21 protein-coding genes are annotated in these 19,342 nt (G+C 70.4%); 7 read left to right on the forward strand and 14 right to left on the reverse strand.

Going from position 1 to position 19,342, the window contains the following annotated elements:
• The first annotated feature begins 66 nt into the window (after positions 1–66).
• Positions 67–657 carry a TetR/AcrR family transcriptional regulator gene (locus ACIA5G_RS24225; RefSeq protein WP_395926857.1) on the forward strand — a complete coding sequence of 197 codons (591 nt, stop codon included), beginning with the start codon at positions 67–69 and terminating at the stop codon, positions 655–657.
• Here the strand turns inward: ACIA5G_RS24225 and ACIA5G_RS24230 are convergent.
• The gene (locus ACIA5G_RS24230) at positions 631–798 is read right to left on the reverse strand and encodes a DUF397 domain-containing protein (protein ID WP_395926860.1); all 168 of its coding nucleotides are present in this window, start codon (positions 796–798) and stop codon (positions 631–633) included. The two genes, ACIA5G_RS24225 and ACIA5G_RS24230, sit on opposite strands and share 27 nt — an antisense overlap.
• Before the next feature lie 9 nt (positions 799–807).
• Positions 808–1,620, reverse strand: coding sequence for a helix-turn-helix domain-containing protein (locus ACIA5G_RS24235; RefSeq protein ID WP_395926862.1), 813 nt, complete (start codon positions 1,618–1,620; stop codon positions 808–810).
• Between the two features lie 79 nt (positions 1,621–1,699).
• On the opposite strand from ACIA5G_RS24235, the gene ACIA5G_RS24240 reads away from it, so the two are divergent.
• Genes ACIA5G_RS24240 through ACIA5G_RS24250 form a run of 3 tightly spaced genes read left to right on the forward strand, consistent with a single transcriptional unit; the run spans position 1,700 to position 2,816 of the window.
• Positions 1,700–1,894: a zinc finger protein gene (locus tag ACIA5G_RS24240; RefSeq protein ID WP_395926864.1), complete on the forward strand. Its 195-nt coding sequence runs from the start codon at positions 1,700–1,702 to the stop codon at positions 1,892–1,894.
• Positions 1,813–2,304 (forward strand): hypothetical protein, encoded by a 492-nt coding sequence (locus ACIA5G_RS24245; protein ID WP_395926866.1) that lies wholly within the window; start codon positions 1,813–1,815, stop codon positions 2,302–2,304. The genes ACIA5G_RS24240 and ACIA5G_RS24245 overlap by 82 nt, the downstream gene beginning before the upstream one ends.
• A gap of 26 nt (positions 2,305–2,330) precedes the next feature.
• On the forward strand, positions 2,331–2,816 hold the full coding sequence (locus ACIA5G_RS24250) for a DUF2127 domain-containing protein (RefSeq protein WP_395926868.1): 486 nt from the start codon (positions 2,331–2,333) through the stop codon (positions 2,814–2,816).
• Here ACIA5G_RS24250 and ACIA5G_RS24255 read toward each other — a convergent pair.
• From ACIA5G_RS24255 to ACIA5G_RS24265, 3 genes are all read right to left on the reverse strand, one after another.
• On the reverse strand, positions 2,802–4,340 hold the full coding sequence (locus ACIA5G_RS24255; RefSeq protein WP_395926871.1) for an amino acid ABC transporter substrate-binding protein: 1,539 nt from the start codon (positions 4,338–4,340) through the stop codon (positions 2,802–2,804). The two genes, ACIA5G_RS24250 and ACIA5G_RS24255, sit on opposite strands and share 15 nt — an antisense overlap.
• Before the next feature lie 20 nt (positions 4,341–4,360).
• Positions 4,361–6,379, reverse strand: coding sequence for a hypothetical protein (locus ACIA5G_RS24260; RefSeq protein ID WP_395926873.1), 2,019 nt, complete (start codon positions 6,377–6,379; stop codon positions 4,361–4,363).
• An 83-nt stretch (positions 6,380–6,462) separates the two neighbouring features.
• Entirely contained in the window at positions 6,463–7,173 is a 711-nt protein-coding gene (locus ACIA5G_RS24265; RefSeq protein ID WP_395926876.1) for a PP2C family protein-serine/threonine phosphatase, read from the reverse strand.
• Between the two features lie 104 nt (positions 7,174–7,277).
• Between ACIA5G_RS24265 and ACIA5G_RS24270 the strand changes: the two genes are divergently transcribed.
• On the forward strand, positions 7,278–8,006 hold the full coding sequence (locus tag ACIA5G_RS24270; protein ID WP_395926878.1) for a BTAD domain-containing putative transcriptional regulator: 729 nt from the start codon (positions 7,278–7,280) through the stop codon (positions 8,004–8,006).
• Here ACIA5G_RS24270 and ACIA5G_RS24275 read toward each other — a convergent pair.
• The 7 genes from ACIA5G_RS24275 to ACIA5G_RS24305 form a co-directional block, all read right to left on the reverse strand.
• Positions 7,985–8,752 (reverse strand): hypothetical protein, encoded by a 768-nt coding sequence (locus tag ACIA5G_RS24275; protein WP_395926881.1) that lies wholly within the window; start codon positions 8,750–8,752, stop codon positions 7,985–7,987. The genes ACIA5G_RS24270 and ACIA5G_RS24275 overlap by 22 nt on opposite strands.
• 109 nt (positions 8,753–8,861) lie before the next feature.
• Complete coding sequence (locus tag ACIA5G_RS24280) at positions 8,862–10,694, reverse strand: ArnT family glycosyltransferase (RefSeq protein ID WP_395926883.1); 1,833 nt, start codon at positions 10,692–10,694, stop codon at positions 8,862–8,864.
• The gene (locus ACIA5G_RS24285; RefSeq protein WP_395926885.1) at positions 10,694–11,950 is read right to left on the reverse strand and encodes a glycosyltransferase; all 1,257 of its coding nucleotides are present in this window, start codon (positions 11,948–11,950) and stop codon (positions 10,694–10,696) included. The genes ACIA5G_RS24280 and ACIA5G_RS24285 overlap by 1 nt, the downstream gene beginning before the upstream one ends.
• Positions 11,951–12,050: 100 nt before the next feature.
• Positions 12,051–12,551 carry a hypothetical protein gene (locus tag ACIA5G_RS24290; protein WP_395926887.1) on the reverse strand — a complete coding sequence of 167 codons (501 nt, stop codon included), beginning with the start codon at positions 12,549–12,551 and terminating at the stop codon, positions 12,051–12,053.
• A 110-nt stretch (positions 12,552–12,661) separates the two neighbouring features.
• On the reverse strand, positions 12,662–12,928 hold the full coding sequence (locus ACIA5G_RS24295; protein ID WP_395926889.1) for a hypothetical protein: 267 nt from the start codon (positions 12,926–12,928) through the stop codon (positions 12,662–12,664).
• A 79-nt stretch (positions 12,929–13,007) separates the two neighbouring features.
• Entirely contained in the window at positions 13,008–13,670 is a 663-nt protein-coding gene (locus tag ACIA5G_RS24300; protein WP_395926891.1) for a Crp/Fnr family transcriptional regulator, read from the reverse strand.
• Positions 13,671–13,691: 21 nt separating this feature from the next.
• Positions 13,692–14,309 (reverse strand): hypothetical protein, encoded by a 618-nt coding sequence (locus ACIA5G_RS24305; RefSeq protein WP_395926893.1) that lies wholly within the window; start codon positions 14,307–14,309, stop codon positions 13,692–13,694.
• Positions 14,310–14,541: 232 nt separating this feature from the next.
• Between ACIA5G_RS24305 and ACIA5G_RS24310 the strand changes: the two genes are divergently transcribed.
• Together ACIA5G_RS24310 and ACIA5G_RS24315 are read left to right on the forward strand one after the other, a co-directional pair.
• Positions 14,542–15,600, forward strand: coding sequence for a helix-turn-helix domain-containing protein (locus tag ACIA5G_RS24310; protein WP_395926895.1), 1,059 nt, complete (start codon positions 14,542–14,544; stop codon positions 15,598–15,600).
• Positions 15,597–16,775: a hypothetical protein gene (locus ACIA5G_RS24315; RefSeq protein ID WP_395926897.1), complete on the forward strand. Its 1,179-nt coding sequence runs from the start codon at positions 15,597–15,599 to the stop codon at positions 16,773–16,775. Before ACIA5G_RS24310 ends, ACIA5G_RS24315 begins: the two co-directional genes overlap by 4 nt.
• On the opposite strand, the gene ACIA5G_RS24320 is transcribed toward ACIA5G_RS24315, so the two are convergent.
• Positions 16,720–17,277 carry a GNAT family N-acetyltransferase gene (locus ACIA5G_RS24320; protein ID WP_395926899.1) on the reverse strand — a complete coding sequence of 186 codons (558 nt, stop codon included), beginning with the start codon at positions 17,275–17,277 and terminating at the stop codon, positions 16,720–16,722. The two genes, ACIA5G_RS24315 and ACIA5G_RS24320, sit on opposite strands and share 56 nt — an antisense overlap.
• 100 nt (positions 17,278–17,377) lie before the next feature.
• Positions 17,378–19,279, reverse strand: coding sequence for an ArnT family glycosyltransferase (locus ACIA5G_RS24325; protein WP_395926901.1), 1,902 nt, complete (start codon positions 19,277–19,279; stop codon positions 17,378–17,380).
• Between the last annotated feature and the right edge of the window lie 63 nt (positions 19,280–19,342).

The raw sequence follows: 19,342 nt of genomic DNA on the forward strand, positions 1-19,342 counted from the left end.
AACTCGGACCCGTTGTCAACCACGGATTCCATGATGTGGACCGTTTGGTCCGGTACGATGGCCGGCATGCCGCGCAAGCCGACGCCGGACGCCCGTGAGCGCATCCTCGAGACCGCCACCCGGCTGTTCAACCGCCACGGGGTGCACGCCGTCGGGATGCAGCAGATCATCGACGAGTGCGGGTGCGGCAAGAACCTGCTCTACAGCCAGTTCGCCGGCAAGGACGACCTGGTCGTGGCGTACCTGACGCGCTGCAGCGGCGACTGGGACACCATCGTCGCCGGGGTGAAGGCGGCCGCGGACGGTCCGGAGCGGCAGTTGGTGGAGCTGGTGCGCGAGGTGGGGGTGCGGGTCAACGTGCCCGGTACGCGCGGATGCCCGCTGCGCACCACCTTCGCCGAGTTCCCGGAGCGCGAGCACCCGGCCCATCGAGTGTCGATGGACCACTTCGTGCGGGTGCGGAAGCAGCTACGCGAGCTGGCGGCCGAGACGGCGGCGCCCGACCCCGGCCGGCTGGCCGACCGGATCATGTTCATCATCGACGGCCTGTACACGAACGGGCCGATCTTCGGCGAAGAAGGAGCGGAGACGGCGGTCGCCTTCGCCGAGGACGTGGTGAAGGCGGAGACCTCAGCGAAGCCGGCGAAGGGCCGCTGACCAGGCCTGACGCGAGAGGGTGAGCTGACCGGCGGCGGGGGCCTTGCTGTCCCGCACGCCGACGGTGCGCTCGATCGCCACCTCGACACAGTTGGTGTCGTCGCCACTGTGGGTGGACTTGCGCCATTCAGCGGTGGCCATCGGCTCCTCCTAGCGCGCGGCCTCCGCGATTCGCTCGCGTGAGCCCTCTTCGCTCATCGCCGCCTCGGTGAGCATCTTAGCGAGCTTGCGAAAGGTGGCGACCTTGTCGGCGGCGGAGAGGAACACGCTGCAGCGGTGGTGTTCCAGCAACACGATGGGCGGTTCGGCCTCGTACTCCATCACCATGAACGACCCCACCCGGCCCGCGTGGTAGCCGGTGTCGGCGCCGAGGATCCGCACCGAAACATGGGGGAGGCGGGAGGCATCCAGCAGGCGATCCATCTGGTCGGACATGATGTCCTCGTCGCCGACCGTGCTCTCGAGGATTCGCTCGTCGAGAATTGCGTGCAGCTCCACGGGGCCGGGGCCGGTGAGCATCTTCTGGCGATTCATGCGGGCGACCACCCGCGCATCGGCCTGGTCGGCGGTGAGGTTCGAGCTTTCGAATATCGCCCGGGCGTAATCGGGGGTCTGCAGGAGTCCGGGAATGATTCCCGTCTCCCAGTTGGTCAGCTTGTTCGCTCCTCGTTCGCAGTGATTGAGGCTTTGCAGGCTTGCGGTCACCCAATCAGGCTCGCGCGCCGACCCCGCCAATTCCAGCAGATATTTCTGCTTTTCGCCGCGCACCTGGAAGAAACCGAGGATGAGCGCGACGTCCGCCACGGACGGCAGCCTCAACCCCTTCTCCCACAACGACAGCACTTGCGGCGCGAAGCCGAGTATGCGCGCCAGCTGGCGCAACCCCACTCCGTGTGCTTCGCGTACTTCGCGGAGTCCTGCGGACAGTGCGCGGGCGCGCGGTGTCGAAGAAGTCGCTTTCATGGCGCCGATAGTACGAACGGCGATCCGTCACCCGCTCAGCGTGTTGGTGTCAACCGGACAGGACAGATTGACTGGTGTCATGTTGAGGTGGCAGCAGGCGGAGGGAAAACGCCACGCGCTCGACGGGCCTTTCCCGCCGCGCCCGGAAGAAAGGTTCGTGACTTTGTGCGGGGAAGAGGTGACCGTCGCGGTGTGCGACGTTCCGCAGCTCGGCGGGAACTGGTTCGACCCCACCTGCGCCGCCTGCTCGTCGGCGTGGCTGGCGCGGTGCTGACCGACGCCGACCGGGACCACCGGCTGCTCGAGCGGATCCGTGACCTCCACGGCTCGCTGGCGCTCGACCTCGCGTGGCTCTCGAGAACGCTCGACGACGAGGCGCCGCGGCCCGACATCCTCCGTGACCTGGGGGAGCGGCTCACCGATCTGGGCGCGGACCTCGTCACCCGCGCCGACGAACTGGACGCCAGGGTCCGGGCCACCCTCCCGGACCACGGCTGGCTCCCCGAAGCGGGCGCACGGCGGCGCGCACTGGCCGTCGCCCACCAGGTCGGCCCGCACCCCCTCCGGTGCGGGCCGATCTTCCTGGCCCTCTGCGGCGCCGCGTGCTTCCCGTTCTACGGCACCGACCCGGCCGGCCGGACAGTGCGGCACGAACGGTGCGAAAAGTGCCTCCACGTGCGCTGATCCGCCGTTCGTGCTGAGCTGGGGGCATGGCCGAGACGAAGACGACGGCGACCGAGCGGTTCTTCCGGGTCGCGATCGCGATCAAGGGGCTCGACGGCGCCCTGCAGGTCGTCGGGGCGCTGATCCTGGCGTTCATCCCGGCGTCGACCGTCAGCGGGTTCACCCACGCGGTGATCACCCGGGACCTGCTGGGCGACCCCTCCGGCACCCTCGCGCGCCACCTCGAGTCGGCGACGGAGAACTTCCTGCACGGCGACACCAAGACCTTCGCCGTCGCCTACCTGCTCGCCCACGGGCTGATCAAGCTCGGCCTGGTCTGGGCGCTCGCCCGCAAGATCGTGCGCGCCTACCCGGTCGCCGCGGTCATCCTGGCCGCGTTCGTCGTCTACGAGATCATCCGGGCGATCCACACCCACTCGATCGCGCTGCCGTTCTTCGCCGCGCTCGACGTGATCATCATCGTCCTCGTGCTGCGTGAGTACCGGCAGCTCAAGCGGTCACGAAGTGCATGACGGCGACGTATCGAGCGGCCGTCCCTGCGACCACACGAGGTCGACCGGGCCGGCCGAGCCGTCGGCCTGGATGCGCAGGATCGGCAGCACCTTGTCGATCTGGTTGCCGCTGTCCTGCCGGAACGCGATGAAGCCGGTGGCGCCGGGCACGGCGGAGTTGCAGTCGATTTCCGCGACGAAGTTCGCCACCGACCGCGAGCCCGACGACGGGTCCTTCTCGGCCGCGTCGACCGCCGTCGCGACGGCGTCGTGCTCGATCATCGCCGCGCCGTCGGAGAGGTGGCCGGCCTCGAACTCGTGCGTGCCGGTGAAACTGTTGAGGAAGTCCGTGTAGTTCTGCTGGTAGGTCAGCGCGGCGTCGTTGCCGGTGAACATCTTCCACTGGTCCGGGTAGGCCAGCGCCGTGTACAGCGGCGTCACGGCGATGTCCCCGGTCAGCGGGAGCTTCGTGCCGACGAGCGTCGCCGCGTCGTCGCCGGAGATGACCGTGACCGAGCGGAGCTGCTGGCACGCGCCGTCGTTCGACAGCGCGTAGACGAACGACCGCAGGTCGACGCCGCGGCCGGCGAAGTAGATGACGTCCGGCTGGGCGTTGCAGATGTCGGAATGCATGCCGCGGAACAGCTTCTGAAGGTACTCGTCGCGGCTCGTGCCGGTGAGCTGCCCCTCCAGGGAATCGTACTTCTTCGAGAACTGGATCGGCACCAGCTGCTGGTCGGCGAACGCCTTGGCCAGGGTGCCCGCGTAGGTGTCGGCTTCGTTGACGTCCGCGACGAGCATCGTGCGCCGCTTCGGGAGCTTCGCGATGTAGTTGACGGCGGCGTGCGCCTCGTCGCTGTTCGTCGGGCCGACGCGGAAGAAGTTCTTGACCCGCTTGCCGGCGGCGTCGACGTTCAGGTCGTCGGCGGTCACCGTCGCGCCGATCGTGACGATGCCGTGGCTGGACAGCTCGGCGATCGCGTCCCGGGTGTTCTGCAGGCTGATGCCGATCCCGGTGACGGCGGCGATGCGCTCGCTCTCGGCGGAAGCGACGATCTGGTCGACCGCCGCGCGCCAGTGTTCGGCGTTGGAGCCGAAGTTCGCCAGCAGCAGCTTGACGCCGGTGGTGTCCGGACGCGGCCACGCCGCGGCGATCGCGCCCTGGACCTCGTGCCGGATGAAGTTGATCGGCGTGCTGTCGACGTCCGGGTCCGGGGTCAGGTTCTCGAGCACCACCACGGTCTTGTAGGCGGCGCCCGCCTGCGCGTTCCGTTCGGCGATCACGGCCTCGAGGTCGGCGAGGGGATCGTCGTCGCGCAACAGCCCGGAGTCGAGGGACAGGCCGACGCAGACGTCGCCCTCCGCCGTCAGCCCGGCGCCGCACTGCTCCCACGGCCGGAGCGGCACGATCACCGCGGCCAGCACCAGCACGCCGATGACGGTGACGACGATCCAGTGCCGGTGGAGCAGGCTTCGCGGCCGGACGGGCGGTCCGGCGGGCCGGTTTCCCGGGGCGAGGCGGTCGAGCAGCGCGGTGCGAGGCATCGGCGTTCCGTTCCGGCGCGTCACGGCCAGAGGCCGCGGAAGGCGAGTTTGGCGGTGTCGTCGAGCGCCTTGGTGTCCGAGCGCTGCGACTTCGAGGACAGGGCGGTCAGGGCGGTCCCGATGTCGTGGTTCTGGTCGGGGCCGCGCACCGCGAACGGGTTCGCGCTGAGCCAGCTCGCGGCGAGCAGGCGGGCGAGGTTGTTGCGGATCTCGGTGCGCTCGCCGGGTTTCCGCTCGACGTCGGTGTTGACGAGCTTGCCGTAGAGCCGCTCGTAGTCCTCGTCGAGCGGCTGGGCGTCCGGGGCGTGCACCACGACGGTGAGCCGGTCGACCCACTCCCGGTGCGGGAGCTCCGGGAAGTCCCGTTCGAACAGGTCCACCACGGCGGGGAAGTCCCCGAGGGCGAGCAGGCAGTACGCGCGGCGGACGTCGTCGGCGCCCGGGGCGCCGCGCAGCGCGGCGAACTGGGCGGCGTAGGTCGGGCCCGCGCCGCCGTTGCGCCGCGCCAGCGCGGACACCAGGTTGCCGGCGAGCCAGGGGTGCAGCGTGACATGGTCGGGCGTGCCGCCGCCGCTGCCCGGCGCGTTCACCCACAACGACGCGCGGAGCTCGGTGAGGATCGGTCCGACGTGCGGCTGGCCGACCAGGCCGTGTTCGGGCAGCGGCACCAGCCACGGCGCGGTGGCGAACGGCGCGGCGGTGACCAGCGCCTCGGTGTCCACAGTGGACAAGCGGAGGTCGGCCAGCCAGGTGCGCCACGGGTCCGGGCCCGACGTGCCGAGCACGTCGCGGGCTCCTTCGCGGACCGGGGCGTCGCCCAGCGTCTGGGCCAGCTGCTTCGCCGCTTTCGGCAGGCCGCCGCTGGCCCGGTGGACGAACGCCGCCGTCGCGCGGGGGACGTCCTCACCCAGGAGGTCCGCGACCTCCTGGACCTCCAGGGGTTCGAGCAGCACGGGGTAGTAGCCGGACGGGCGGGCGGTCTCCGGGTGCTCGGCCCAGTCGTCGTAGGAGGCGTCGCGGCAGCTCGGCACGACCCGGGCGGCCGTCCCGTCCGGCTGCCACGGCGGCCGCCAGGCGCGGGCGAGCTCCCGTTCCCACTCGCCGTCCCACTTCCCGCTGGTCGCCACGACCAGCAGCGGGTCACCGGTGCCGCGGTCGCCGTGCTTGCGGCGGTAAGTCTCGCGGGCCGCCGTCAGCGCCTTGAGGAACGCGAGCCCGCCGGGGTGGTCGACGTCGTCGAGCAGCACCACCCAGTTGTGCACGTGGGACTGCTTCTCGGGGTTGACGCAGTCGCACGGGCTGCGCCGCTCCGGCGCGGACATCCGGCGGTGGTTCTCCCGGACGTCGGCGAGGAAGGCCTCGGTCAGCCACGCGGTGACGCCGTCGGGGTCGGGCTCGCGCCCGCGGGCCAGCCAGTTGAGGTCGACCAGCGCGTCGAGGGCGTCCCCGGTCTTGAACCGGTCGAACTCGGTCAGCGAGCGCAGGATGTGGCCCAGCCGCGGCCGGACGGTCTGGATCAGCGCCGGGACCTCGGCGGCGAAGGCGTCCCCGAACGGCGCCGGGACGGTGCTCTTCAGGAGCAGGCGCACCAAGGGGTCGAGGCGCCCGGGCCACCGGCTGCGCTTGAAGTCCACCAGCAGCCGGCGCAGCGTTTCCTTGTCCCGCACGCGGTCGGTGGTGGTGAGCTCCGCGCCGACGGCGATCAGCGCGACGGTGAAGCGGAGGAAGCGCGGCTGCGCGCGGTTGCGCCACTTGCGGGAGAGGTTGTAGGCGAGCCTGATCAGGACGTCGACGGGGCTGGGGTCGTCGGCGGCGAAGTCGAACCGCGCGTGCACGACACCCCAGCCGAGGTGGTCGGTGATCTCCGCGAGCGCGTGCGACTTGCCGGCGCCGACCGGGCCCAGCAGGAGGACCACCGGCTGAGGCCGCGGCGGCTTGCCGGTGACGCCGTTCCAGAGCAGGCGGCGGGTCAGCAGAACGGAACCGGAATGATCCGCTTCGACCATCGGTGTGTACTCCCCCAGGTGGACCACGAACACGTCGGGTTACCAGGATAAACACACCGTGACTGTTCGGCTACGAGGATTCCCCGTTTGGCCCAGTTTTGTCAGGTCCTTCCGGCCTAGGCGGCCACGGGAAATCGCACCGTCGTGCTGTCGACCTCCAGGGGTTCGACGTAGAGGGCGGTCGCGTTGTCCGAGCCGCCCCGGGCGAGCGCGGCGGCGACGAGTTCGGCCGCGCCGGTGCCCGGCTGGGCGAGCACCGCGCGGATCCCGGTGCCGGTGAGCGGCTTGTGCACCCCGTCACTGGTCAGCAGCAGCCCGGCGCTCGTGGTCTCCGCCGTGCCGATCTCTTCCGGCTTGGTCGTGCGGACGCTGGTGGTGACGACGTGCTCCATCCGCGGGGTCACCGGCTGGTGGTGGGCGCGGAAGTACTCGGCGAGCGTGTGGTCGGTGGTCAGGCGGCTCAGCGTGGTGCCGTCCCAGGCGTAGGCGCGGGTGTCGCCGACCCAGGCGATGCGGTACCCGCCGTGCTCGGCCGGCATGGCGACAACGAGCACCGCGTCCCCGAGCGTCTGCCCGCGGACCGCCCGCTGCGCCGCGAGAACGGCCTCGACCGGTCCTTTGTGGACCGGCGTGCGGGCGGCGGCCGCGGCCGCGGTGCGCGCGGCACGGGCGGCGGCGGGCTCGTCCCCGACCCCGTCGGCGAGCGCGAAGACGATGCCCGGCCCACCGGCCGCGGCGTACGCGCCGACGGCGTCGGCGTTGAGTTCACGGGGTCCCTGGGCGCTCGCGGTGTGCCAGCGCGGGTACTCCGGTCGTGTCGTGATCATCGCGGCCTCCTCGTCCCCTCTGTCCTCCATGATCCGCCGGTTACCTGTGGGCCGTCTGAGACTTTCCGGTGCCTGGTTCGCGTACGTTGGGAACGGGGTGGGGCATGGAGTTCCGGATACTCGGGCCGCTGGCGGTGTCACGCGCCGACGGCGGCGTGGCGGTGCTCGGCGGGCGGAAGCCGCGCACGCTGCTGGCGGCGCTGGTGCTCGCGCGCGGGCGGGTCGTGCCCGACGAGCGGCTGGTTTCGCTGCTGTGGGACGGCGAACGGCCGTCGACCGTCGATGCGCAGCTGTGCACGTACGTTTCCCGCTTGCGGAAGGGCCTCGGGCGGCCCGCGCGGTTCGTCCGGTCGGGTGGTGGTTACCTGCTGGAGCCGGGCAGCGGCCCGGTCGACGCCGACGAGTTCGAACGGCTGGCCTCGATCGGCCACGACGAGCTGCGCGCGGGCCGGGCGGCCCGGGCGGCGGCGCTGTTCCGCACCGCGCTGGACCTCTGGCGCGGCCCGGTGCTCGCCGACGTCGCCGAACCGCTCCGGGCGGGCGAGTCGGCGCGGTTCGAGGAGCTCCGGCTGGCGGTTGTCGAAGGCCGGATCGAGGCCGAAGTGGCCACGGGCGACCACCTGCGGGCGGTGTCCGGCGCCACCGGCCTCGTCCACGAACATCCGCTGCGAGAGCGCGCGAGGGCGTTGCTCATGGCTGCGTTGTGTGCGAGCGGCCGCCCGGCGGACGCGATCGCCGTCTACCACCGGGGCCGGCGCCTCCTCGACGAGCGGCTCGGGATCGCGCCGGGCCCGGCGCTGCGGGCGGCGTATCAGCGGGCGCTGTCCGGGTAGGGCGACGACCGGAAGTCCCGGTCGAGCTGCGCGGGCGAGCGCGGCAGCCAGTAGCGCGCGGCGGCGTGGACCTGGTCCCGGGGCAGCGCGGGGTTGACGTGGCGGTGGTCCGGCTTCGCGATCGACTGCAGCGCCCAGGCGAAGCCGAGCAGGGGATTGATCCGCGCCCAGCGGCGGCCGTCGATGTCGAGCAGCATCTGCGCGCGCTGGATGCTGTGCCAGAAGTGGTAGCCGTTCGGCGGGCTGCCGTTCATGGTGTGCACCTCCGACTCGTCCGGCGCCCGCCGCGGGTCGAAGAGGATGCCCTGGCCGAACGCGGCGAAAGCGCTCGTGAGGCCTTCGTCGTCGTGGCGGTAGAAGCGGTCGAAGTTGTCGAGCTGGAGCTTCGAGAGTGTTCTGAGCGGCGCTTCCACGGGCTTGACGAACTCGGCGTAGTTCCGGGGATAGCCCGGTTCCAGGCTCAGCGCGCGCCAGGTCTCGTAGAGGCCTTCCGGCGCGTGTTCCTGGATGAACGGGAAGAGCACGGCGTAGGCGTCCCGGACCTCCTGGGACGGGTGGTACAGCGAGATTTCGTCGAGCTGGTACCAGAGTTCGTTCGCCCGGCGGTCACCCAGCATGCCGGGCACGGGCGGCAGGCTCCCGGTGGTTTCCGGTGTTGCTGCCGTCGCCGTCGCCGTTCCCCCGAGCAGCACCGAACCGGCAACGGTCGCCGCGGTCACTTTGAGCAGGTTCCTGCGATCGAGCATGGTGACACCCCCTGGCCGGCGACCCCCTGTCGCCGTTCGCCGTCACGGTACGGAGGGTTTCTATACTTTTTCTGTACGCCCGGGCTTCCGGAGAAGCCCGGGCGCCCGTTCAGCTCTGCAGGTCGTAAACCGTCTGACCGTCCACCGTGGTGGCGGTGTAGTTCGCCGTCACCCAGGACGTGATCTCCGAAGAACCACCACCCGGGCCGCCACCTTGCCCACCCTCGATGTAGTACTTGATCTCACCAGCTGCGACGTACGCCTTGAACTCGTCCAGCGTCGGCGCCGGGTCCGAGCCGCTCCAGCCGCCGATGCCGATCACCGCCTTGCCGCTGGCCAGTTCCAGGGACGCCGCGCTCTGGGAACCCGTCGTCGCGGCCGCCCACTTGGTCGTCGTCCGGGCCAGCAGTGTGCCGATCGCGCTCGAAGAAGACGCTTCACCGCCCATGCCGCCGCCCATCGTGCTGGACGTCGGACCGGACGTCGGGATCGAACCGCTGTGGGCCACCGACGCCGTCTCGACTCCGTAAGCCGCGGTGGACACGCCCAGCGTCAGCACCACCGCCGCCGCGACGACCGCGACCAGCCGGCGCACCGGCGGCACGCCCATCACCAGCACCGTGCCCACCAGCACCCCGAGCACCGCGACGATCCACCGCAGCGCCGGGAACCAGTCCGGCGTCCGGTCGAGCAGGATGAACGACCACACCGCGGTCACCACGACCATCCCGGCCAGTACGGCCCGCGGCGCCAGGTTCGCCCGGCCCTGCCACAGCGCGCGGCCCGAAATCGCGACCAGCGCGGCGATCGCCGGTGCCAGCGCGACCGAGTAGTACGGGTGGACGATGCCGCTCATGTAGCTGAACACCAGCGCCGTCACGACCAGCCAGCCGCCCCACAGCACCAGCCCCAGGCGGGTCCGGTCGGTGCGCGGCGCACGCCGGGTGAACCACAGCCCGGCGACCAGCCCGATCAGCGCGGCCGGCAGCAGCCACGAGATCTCCGTGCCGAAGCTCGAGCCGAACATCCGGAACAACCCGGAGGCACCACCGAAGCCGGTGTTGCCGCCCATTCCGCCACCACCGCCACCCTCGCCGCCGCCGAAGATCCGCGACAACCCGTTGTAGCCCAACGCGAGCTCGAGCAGACTGTCCCCTTCGGACCCGCCGATGTAGGGCCGCGACGCCGTCGGCCACAGCTCGACCAGCGCGATGAACCACCCGGCCGAAACGACCAGCGCCACCACCGCGCCGCCGAGGTGCAGCAGCCGTTTCCCCAGGGACGTCGGCGCGGCGATCAGGTAAACCAGCCCGAACGCCGGCAGCACCAGGAACGCCTGCATCATCTTCGTCAGGAAGCCGAACCCGATCGCGGCGCCGGCCAGCGCCAGCCAGCCCGGGCTCGCCTTTTCCGTGGCCCGCACGACGAAGTAGGCACCCGCGACCATGAGGAGCACGAGCAGCGCGTCCGGGTTGTTGAACCGGAACATCAGCGCCGCGACCGGCGTCACCGCCAGCACGGCGCCGGCCAGCAGCCCGGCGACCGAGCCCGAAGTCCGTTTCACCGTCAGGTAAAGGATCCCGACGGACGCGACACCCATCAGTGCCTGCGGGGCCAGCACGGTGAAGCTCGAGAACCCGAAGATCCGCGCGAAGAGCGTGCCGACCCACAGGGCGGCGGGCGGCTTGTCGACGGTCAGCACGTTGCCCGAGTCGAGCGAGCCGAACAGCCACGCCTTCCAGCTCTGCGTCCCGGACTGCACGGCGGCCGCGTAGAACGAGTTGCCGTAGCCGGACGCGGTGAGGTTCCAGAAGTACAGCACCGCGGTCGCGGCCAGCAGCCCGAACACGGCCGGGCGGACCCAGCGTGGCGGCGCGTGCGCCACGGACTCCTTGCGGTGACGCGGTTCCTGCGTCACGGGGTCGGACAGGACGGCGGTCATCAGTACTCCTTCTGGGTGGCGGCCTGGCGGCGCGGGTTGAACACCCAGCCGCGCAGGAGCAGGAACCGGAGGACCGTGGCGGCGAGGTTCGCCAGCACGAGCACGGTGATCTCCAGGACCAGGCCGGGGGTGGTGGATCCGTTGAGCAGGGCGAGCGAACCGCTGGTGAGGGCCAGCCCGAGGCCGAACACGATCAGCCCCTCGAACTGGTGGCGCCCGGCGCCGGTGCGGCCGCGGATGCCGAACGTCAGCCGGCGGTTCAGCGCGGTGTTCGCGATCGCCGTCACCAGCAGCGCGGTGAAGTTCGCCGGCTGCGCGCCGACGGCCGTCCGCAGCAGCAGGAACAGCACGAGGTAGGCGAGCGTGCTGCTGACCCCGATCGCGGCGAACCGCACCAGCTGCGTCACCAGCCTCGGCGGCACCCCAGGCGCTTCGACCCCGATCGGCTGACGGCCGAGCTGTTCACGCAGCCTGCTGACCGGGATCTCGCCGGTGAAGGTGGCCTTGGTGACGCGGGCGATGCCCTTGAGGTCCGCGGTGGCGGTCTTGACGATGTTCACCGACGAGTCCGGGTCGTCGACCCAGTCGACCGGAACCTCGTGGATCCGCAGCCCGGCGCGCTGCGCCAGCACGAGCAGCTCGGTGTCGAAGAACCAGCCGGTGTCCTCGACGTGCGGCAGCAGCGCCCGCGCGACGTCCGCGCGGATGGCCTTGAAGCCGCATTGCGCGTCACTGAACTTCGCGGCGAGCGTCGAGCGGAGGATCAGGTTGTAACAGCGGGAGATGAACTCGCGCTTCGGGCCGCGCACCACTCGCGCCCCCCGGGCGAGCCTGCTGCCGATGGCGAGGTCGGAGTGCCCGGACAGCAACGGCGCGACGAGCGGCCCGAGCGCGGCGAGATCAGTGGAGAGGTCTACGTCCATGTAGGCGAGGACGGCGGCGTCGGAGGCCTGCCAGACGGCGTTGAGCGCGCGGCCGCGGCCCTTTTCGTCGAGGTGGTGGACGGCCACCTCGGGGAACTCGCGGGCGAGTCTTTCGGCCACCTGCAGCGTCGTGTCGGTGCTCGCGTTGTCGGCGACGGTGATCCGGTACGGGTAGGAGACGTGTTCGGCCAGGTGCGCGTGCAGCCGGCGGATGCACGGTTCGAGGTCGGTCTCTTCGTTGTAGACCGGGATGACGACGTCGAGGACGGGCTGCGGGCCGGCCAGGTCGACCGGGACGGTCCCGGGCCGTGCTGCGGGGGCGGTGGCTGTCATGCCCCTTACGGTCGCGGGTCCCGCTTTGGTGACCGTGTGATCTCTCTGTGCGCTTGCTGTGCGCTGTGCCCGGTTCGCGGGGCACAGCGCACGGACGGCGTCAGCTGTGGACGCGCAGCGGCACCACGTTGCTCGGCGGCAGCGCCCGGCTCGGCTCGCGCCGGGCCTCGGTCGGGCTGATCGTCAGCGTCACCAGGCTCGCGTAGCGCGGGTGGCGGTCCACGTACACCTCGGGCACGCCGCACGCGGCTGCGAGGACGGACCGGTTGCGGTGCAAGTGCTCGAAGGCCTCACGGCCGAACAGCGACACCACGATGTCACCACCACGCGGACGGCTCCACAGGATCGCCGGGCGCAGGCGCAGCAGCGGGAACGTCGCGCGCAGCCGGTGCTGCAGCCGGACGGCCTGGACGCGGGCCCGCACACTGCGGCGGCGCAGCACGGCCAGGCCGAGCGCGGAGCCCAGCGTCACCGACGCCCACACCGGGCCGGCCCAGAGCGCGAACACCACGACGCCGTAGGGGAGGAGGGTGAGGGAGAGGATCTCCCACCGCCAGTGGTAGAGGCGGACGGGGAACGACGAGGCCTGCTTGCTGGTCATTTCCGAGCTCCTTCCGGTCGATCGGCGGCGGAGAAGGCCGCCGAGGTGGCGCGAGAGACGGCCGGCGGCGATCCCGGCCACGAGGGCCGCGACGATCACCGGCGCCGAAGTCATGTCGGAATCCGGGTCTTGGGGGCGGGCTGCCGGTCCTTGTCCCGGCCGAGCTGCCAGGTCCACCGCCACCCGGCCCAGATCGCGGCGACGGACCCCAGCCCGATCAGCACGATGGCCTGCCCGACGAGCCCGTCGAGCGGCGCGAGGCGCATCAGCACGAGCAGCGCCCAAAGCTGGGAAGCGGTGAAGGGGATGACGATCCCGGCCGCGTAGACGCCCCGGCGCCAGCGGCTGCTGCGCGGTGCGGTGGTGTAGGGGTCCATGAAAGCCCTCCTCTGCCGTGGATCCAGGAAACCTCCGGGTCGCCGCGTCGTGTGTGTCAGCTGACACACACGGCGGGATTCAGCTCGCCAGGCGTCGAAGTTCAGCCAGGCGGTGGATCGTCACTTGTCTTCTGCCGGTGCTGATGACGCCTCGGCGACGCAGGTCGCGGGTCGCGCGCGCCCAGGATTCGCGGGAGATCGCGGCGGTCGTCGCCAGCTCCGCCTGCGTCGCGGGGACGGTGATCTCGATGTCTTCTCCGCGGCGCACGCCGTGCTGCACGGCCAGCTCCATCAGGTGCGCGGCAACCCGTCGCGGCGCGGCGCCGGTCCCGAGGTCGAGCCACTGCCGGCCAACCGATCGCAGACGTGCGGTGAGGACGAGCAGCAACGCCCAGGAGATCCGGGATTCCGTCCGGCACAGGGCGGCGAACCGCCCGCCGGGCACCTCCAGCACTTCCAGGTCGTCGAGCGCCTCGATGGTCGCCGACCGCGGCCGCGCGTCGATGGCCGCGAGCTCGCCGACGACGTCTCCCGCACCCCGGACCCCGACGACCACTTCGCGCCCGTCCGGCGTGGTGTTGACGATCCGGACGTGCCCGGACAGCAGCAACAGCACCACGCTGGAGCGGTCACCTTCCCGGCAGACCGTCTCGCCGCGCCCGTAGGACCGCCGCGTGGCGGACCGGGCGAGCGCCCGCCGATCGGCCGGCGTCAGGTCGGCCCAGAATCCAGTCGGTTCCACGTCCCCACCTCGTCTCCGGTCCTATGCGGTCAGGTCCTCCTCGGGCTCGCGGGCCCGGGGCGTGTACAGCCAGCCCCGGAGCCGCTCTTCGCCGAGCTTGATGTGAACGGCTTGCGTGAAGGCGGTGCGGTCGATGCCCGGGTAGCCGTGCCGCACGACGGCCCGGTGGATCTCCTGCGAGACGGCCAGCGCAAGTGGTTCGGTGGTGTCGCGCAGCCGCCGCTTGAGCTCGGGCGCGTCCACCAGCCGGCAGGCGATGTCGACGTCTTCGCCGTATGACGCGCGGCTGTCGCGGTGCACCTCACCGGCGTGCACGGCAACCCGCAACCGAAAGGCCAGCTCAGGACGGCTCTCGGCATGCTTCAGGAGCAGCTTCGCGAGCGCCGGGACGACGGCCGTGAGCAGGAGCGTCTTGGGCAGCTGGTCGAAGGGCCGGATCAGGCAGAGCGCCCCATCGCCCCGATCGACGAAGGGGTCACGGTGCTTCCGGCCGATCCCGCCGACTGCGAGGGCTTCGTCGAGCAGCTCGAAGAGGACGGTCCGAAGCTGGGTGCGCACCGAGTTCGTCTGCTTGGTCGAGTTCTCGATGTCGACCGCCACGATGGCCCGGTGCCGGGGTATGTCAGCTGAGGTGTCCATGGCCTGGCTCCTGCCTTCAGGTTGGAACTGAAGTTCAGTCAAGTTCACTGTAGGAGCTGGAGTACCCTGGATCAACTGGGATGAATCGCCGTTATCCGTTTGGTGCGAGGGAGTTCGGCGGGGCGTAACGTTTCAGTCCTCGCTTCGGCGGGTCGCCGATCAAACTGCGAGTGGTGAGTAGTAGTATCTGGGCCCACGTCCGCTGTACTGAAATTTCCTGAAGGGTGGCGGAGTGGTGTCCCCAGCTCAGCCGCGGCCTGCGCTCGCCCGGCGCCTGAAGGCGCTGCGCGAAGAGCTGTGGCCGGACGCCGGGCTCACCCAGCTGCAGCTCGCCGAGGCGTTCGGCGGCGTCAGCATCTCCCTGATCTCGTCCTGGGAGAACACCGAGAAGCCGGTCCGCCCGCCGGTCAGGCGGCTCGAGGCCTACGCGACGCTGTTCGCCACGCGGCGCTCCTGGGATGGTGAGGCCGTCCGGGTCCTTACGCTCGAAGATCTGACGGACGAGGAGCGGGCCCAGCGCAAGCAGTTGCTGGAGGAACTGCTCTGGCTGCGGGAAGGCAGAGAGGCTGTCGAGCCGGCCGTGGAGGCTGACCCTTGGGCCTTCCCCGAAGACCAGGACATCACGATCGTCTGCGCCCGGTTGCCGGAAAAGTACCGCGAGCATCTCAGCTACGCGGACCCGGAAAGTCCCGACTTCGTCTCGCTCTACACCTACGCGGATCCCGATGCCCTGATCGAGCTGTTCGGTCACATCCGTTCGAGGAACCCCGACAACACGGTCAACTTCCACACCGCCGACGAGCTGACCGCCGACCACTACACGAGCCACCTCGTCCTGCTCGGGGGCGTGGACTGGAACACGGTGACCAGGGATGTGATCGAACGGGTGGACCTGCCGGTCGAGCAGTTCAACCGGCTCGGCGAGGTGGAGGAAGGCGGGTTCCGGGTGGACCGGGACGGCCGTGAACAGCTGTTCGTGCCGCAGTTGGACGAGCGGGGTCGCCTGCTCGAAGACGTTGCCCATTTCTATCGAGGCGTATCTCCGTTCAACCGAAAGCGCACTGTGACCGTATGCAATGGTATGTACGGTCGCGGCACGCTCGGAGCGGTTCGAGCCTTGACGGACGTCCGGTTCCGGGACCGGAACGCGGCCTATCTGCGCGAGCGGTTCGGCGACGCGGAGTCGTTCAGCATCATCAGTCCGGTGCCCGTGGTCCAAGGACAGGGCCTGACCCCGGACTGGACCATCGAGGAGAACCGGTTGCACGAGTGGCCCGAGGGCGCCGCATGAACGCGCGGCAGCACGAGTCCCACCAGGACTTGCTGGCACACTTCGAAGAGAGCGATGCCCCCGGGGCGGCCATGGACGCGATCATCGTGCCCACCGGCCGGCCGGCCGCATATCTGCGGCAGGCCATGGCTGTGGCCAAGGAACGCGATGTCTTCCTGCTTCTGCTGTGCAGCCTGCGGTCGACGGCCTCCAGCGCGTCTCTGGAAGCGAAGCGCGCGGGAGTCCGGGCGCTTGCCATCGACATCGACCTGGTGAACCCGAGGGTGGTTCCCGAGTTCGCGACCGACGAGATCGTTCGCTTCACGCGGTTCCACCGGAAGACCGACACGAGCTTCAAGCGCAATCTGGGCCTGCTGATCGCGGTGCTGGCCGGCTGGAAGCGGATCCTTTTCCTCGACGACGACATCGAGCTGCCGAACCCCGCGGACCTCACCACCGCGGCCGGGCTCCTTGACGAGTACCCGGTCGTCGGTCTCGCCAACGCCGGTATGCCGGACAACTCCGTGGTGTGCCACGCGATCCGCGACGCCGGGCAGAAGCAGGACACCTTCATCGGCGGGGGCGCTCTTTCGGTCGGGGAAGCGGCATTCAGCTCGTTTTTCCCCAACATCTACAACGAAGACTGGTTCTTCCTGCTGGACGGCATGAAGCTGCGCCGGTCGGCGGTCACCGGGACGGCGATCCAGAAGCCGTACGACCCCTACCGCGACGCTCGTCGCGCTCGCGGGGAGGAACTGGGCGACACCTTGGCCGAAGGGGTGTTCGGGCTCCTGGACAGCCACCTGGGCCTGGCGCAGGCCGACGAGGCGTACTGGCGCGAGTTCATGGCCGACCGCCGGCGGATCATCCGGGAAACCGTCAAGCTCGTGGTCGACTCGCCGATCGAGGCGGCCCAGAAGGCGCGGATGGTCGACGCGCTCAAAGCCGCGATCGGCCGCAGCGAACTGATCACCCCGCAGTTGTGTGTGCGGTACATCCGCGCCTGGCAAGAGGACTGCGTGCGCTGGCGGCAGCGGATCACGGACCTTCGGCGCGACCACCACGACGGCTCAGGGATCGAGCACGCTGTCCGGGCGCTGGGGATCCCGCTGTTGGCTCAGTCGGGTTCCGGCATCCCGCTCACCACGGCTGAGCGGCACCGATCGCCCGCGCCTCTGACCGGGGCGACGGCGTGATCGGGACCAGGTCCTTGGTCAGCACGTGGCAGCGCTCGGGTTCTCTCACGACCCGGCCGTCCGGCAAGGTCGTCTGCGTGTAGCAGGTGACCTCGCCGTGACCCCAGTCCTGGTATTCCAACCGGTCGTACAGCCGCGCGGCGTGCAAATTGTCCGTGCGGACCGCCAGGGCGACTTTCCGGCGACCGTTTTCGACGAGATATTGCTCCGCCGCCTCGACCAGGGCCTGGCCGATTCCGCGGTTGCGCAGGGTGGGGGCGACCTCCAGGTGCGTGATCAGGGGCACGCGCGGCAAGTGCCACCTGATCAGCGCTTCTTCGGCCTTCTCGAGCCACAGGTAGACCTCGCCTGCCGGACGGCAGTCCAGCCAGGCCAAGAACAGCACGCCGTCGTTGTTCAGCTGGCGATCGAACCGGTCGTTGAGGAATGCGGGGTCGCCCAAGGCTGCGGCGAACGAAACCAGATCTGCTGAGCGGGCCGGCCGCACGTAGGGCTCGGTCATCTGCAGAAGCTCCTGTTCGCCGGGTCCTTCCAGTGTGCAGGAGGTAGCAGGGAGTTGACCAGGTCATCAGGCCCTCACCCTGCTTTCGTCGGTTAGCGCCTCAAGCAGCCGTGGTGAGGTCGTACACCGTGACCCCGTCGACCGTGGTTGCTTCGTAGTTCGACGCGACCCAGTCGGCGATCTGCTGGGCCGCGTCCGAGCCGGTGGTGCCCTGCATCGTCATGCCCTCGCCGAGGAAATAATGGATCTGGCCGCTCGCCACGTACTGCTGGAACTGCTCCAGAGTGGGGTAGGGATCAGTCCCGTTGAAGCCACCAACAGCCATCACCGGCGCGCCACTGGCCAGCTGGTAGCCCGCTGCCGCGTTCGAGAGCACTGTGGCTGCCGTCCAGGTGTAGCGAGACGCGTCCTGCTGAAGCAACGCCGTCAACTCGGCGCCCGGGAGGGTGGTCGACAGTAACGACCCCGGGCCGCCGCCTCGGCCGCCGCCGAAGCCGCCAGTTCCGCCCGGGCCACCAGGGCCGCCGAAGCCGCCCGGACCGCCTCCGCCGAAGCCTGACGAAGGACCGGCAGACGGGATTGCGCCGCTGTGCGTCGTCGCCGCGGTTGCCAGCGTGTACGCCCCCGAGCCGGAAAGGAGCACGACCAAGGCCAACGCCGTGACCAAAGAAGCAGCCCAGCGGGTCAGGTGCGCCGCGAAGAACAGTCCTACCGCTGCCAAGAGCCCGCCGATCAGCACGGTGGGGGCCAGCCATGGCTGCCACGTCGATCCCGACAACAACAGGTACGACGTGACCGCCGTCAGTGCCACACCGCCGCTGAGCAGGCCCGAAGCGGACGGGCGGGACCGCAAGTTCCACAGCTGGACCGCTGCCGTGCCGACCAGGGCGGCTACCGCCGGGGCCAGGGCCACCGTGTAGTACGGGTGGATGATGCCGCCCATGTAACTGAAGACCAACGCCGTGACTACCAGCCAGCCGCCCCACAGGAGCAGCGACGCGCGGGACCGGTCGGTGCGCGGTGCGCGGCGGGTGAACCACAGGCCCGCGACGAGGGCGAGCAACGCCGCAGGGAGCAGCCACGCGATCCCGCCGGCCATCTCACTGCCGAAAAGGCGAGTCAGGCCCGTCGAGCCCCAGCCACGTCCGGCGCCGCCGCCGACGCTTCCGACCTCGTTGCCCGTGATGCGGCCGAAACCGTTGTAACCGAAGATCAGCTCCCACAATGAGTTCGTCTGGGAGCCGCCGATGAACGGGCGGTCGGCGGCCGGCCACAGGGCCACCACCGCCAGGTACCAGCCCGCAGCCACAACGGTGGCCACGAGCGCGCCCAGCAAGTGGAGCAGACGGCGGCCGAGTGACGTCGGTGCGGCGACCAGGTAGGCCAGCGCGAAGGCCGGCAAGACCAAGAAAGCCTGCAGCATCTTCGCCAGGAACCCGAAGCCGACCGCGACGCCCGCCAGTGCGAGCCAGCGGGGGCTCGCCTTCTCGATGGCCCGCACCACGCAGTACGCGCCCGCGACCAGGAGCAGCACCAGCAGCGCGTCCGGGTTGTTGAAGCGGAACATCAGCGCCGCGACCGGCGTCAGGGCCAGCACCAGACCCGCGACCAGCCCGGCGGCCGGGCCGGAGGTGCGGCGGACCGTCGCGTGGAGCAGCCAGACCGAGCCGACGCCCATCAACGCCTGCGGCACCAGGATGCTCCACGCGTTGACGCCGAACACCCGCGCCGACAGGCTCATCACCCACAGCGCGGCCGGGGTCTTGTCGACCGTGATCGCGTTCGCCGCGTCGCTCGAGCCGAAGAACAACGCCTTCCAGCTCTCCGAACCCGCCTGGGCGGCCGCGGAGTAGAAGGCGTTCGCCCAGCCCGACGCGCCGAGACCCCACAGGTAGAGCACGGCGGTCGCCAGCAGCAGGACGGCGAGCGCGGGCCGGTGCCAGGTGGGACTGGAGGGCGCCAGGGGCGGCGCGGCGGTTTCGCGGGACGCGAGTGCGGTCATGATCCCAGCTTCCGGGGCCGAGCTGGGGCCGCCTTGTGCCCCGGCTGTGCGCTCCCTGTGCGG

Source organism: Amycolatopsis sp. NPDC051758 (genome assembly GCF_044453095.1).
Taxonomy (GTDB): Bacteria; Actinomycetota; Actinomycetes; order Mycobacteriales; family Pseudonocardiaceae; genus Amycolatopsis.

What these genes read in the sequence shown, in the direction of transcription:
- ACIA5G_RS24235 (WP_395926862.1), bottom strand. Translation starts at nt 1,620, where the DNA reads ATGAAAGCGACTTCTTCGACACCGCGCGCCCGCGCACTGTCCGCAGGA.
- ACIA5G_RS24265 (WP_395926876.1), bottom strand. Translation starts at nt 7,173, where the DNA reads ATGATCACGACACGACCGGAGTACCCGCGCTGGCACACCGCGAGCGCC.
- ACIA5G_RS24250 (WP_395926868.1), top strand. Translation starts at nt 2,331, where the DNA reads ATGGCCGAGACGAAGACGACGGCGACCGAGCGGTTCTTCCGGGTCGCG.
- ACIA5G_RS24325 (WP_395926901.1), bottom strand. Translation starts at nt 19,279, where the DNA reads ATGACCGCACTCGCGTCCCGCGAAACCGCCGCGCCGCCCCTGGCGCCC.
- ACIA5G_RS24315 (WP_395926897.1), top strand. Translation starts at nt 15,597, where the DNA reads ATGAACGCGCGGCAGCACGAGTCCCACCAGGACTTGCTGGCACACTTC.
- ACIA5G_RS24305 (WP_395926893.1), bottom strand. Translation starts at nt 14,309, where the DNA reads ATGGACACCTCAGCTGACATACCCCGGCACCGGGCCATCGTGGCGGTC.
- ACIA5G_RS24285 (WP_395926885.1), bottom strand. Translation starts at nt 11,950, where the DNA reads ATGACAGCCACCGCCCCCGCAGCACGGCCCGGGACCGTCCCGGTCGAC.
- ACIA5G_RS24225 (WP_395926857.1), top strand. Translation starts at nt 67, where the DNA reads ATGCCGCGCAAGCCGACGCCGGACGCCCGTGAGCGCATCCTCGAGACC.
- ACIA5G_RS24290 (WP_395926887.1), bottom strand. Translation starts at nt 12,551, where the DNA reads ATGACCAGCAAGCAGGCCTCGTCGTTCCCCGTCCGCCTCTACCACTGG.
- ACIA5G_RS24280 (WP_395926883.1), bottom strand. Translation starts at nt 10,694, where the DNA reads ATGACCGCCGTCCTGTCCGACCCCGTGACGCAGGAACCGCGTCACCGC.
- ACIA5G_RS24240 (WP_395926864.1), top strand. Translation starts at nt 1,700, where the DNA reads ATGTTGAGGTGGCAGCAGGCGGAGGGAAAACGCCACGCGCTCGACGGG.
- ACIA5G_RS24255 (WP_395926871.1), bottom strand. Translation starts at nt 4,340, where the DNA reads ATGCCTCGCACCGCGCTGCTCGACCGCCTCGCCCCGGGAAACCGGCCC.
- ACIA5G_RS24230 (WP_395926860.1), bottom strand. Translation starts at nt 798, where the DNA reads ATGGCCACCGCTGAATGGCGCAAGTCCACCCACAGTGGCGACGACACC.
- ACIA5G_RS24295 (WP_395926889.1), bottom strand. Translation starts at nt 12,928, where the DNA reads ATGGACCCCTACACCACCGCACCGCGCAGCAGCCGCTGGCGCCGGGGC.
- ACIA5G_RS24320 (WP_395926899.1), bottom strand. Translation starts at nt 17,277, where the DNA reads ATGACCGAGCCCTACGTGCGGCCGGCCCGCTCAGCAGATCTGGTTTCG.
- ACIA5G_RS24270 (WP_395926878.1), top strand. Translation starts at nt 7,278, where the DNA reads ATGGAGTTCCGGATACTCGGGCCGCTGGCGGTGTCACGCGCCGACGGC.
- ACIA5G_RS24275 (WP_395926881.1), bottom strand. Translation starts at nt 8,752, where the DNA reads ATGCTCGATCGCAGGAACCTGCTCAAAGTGACCGCGGCGACCGTTGCC.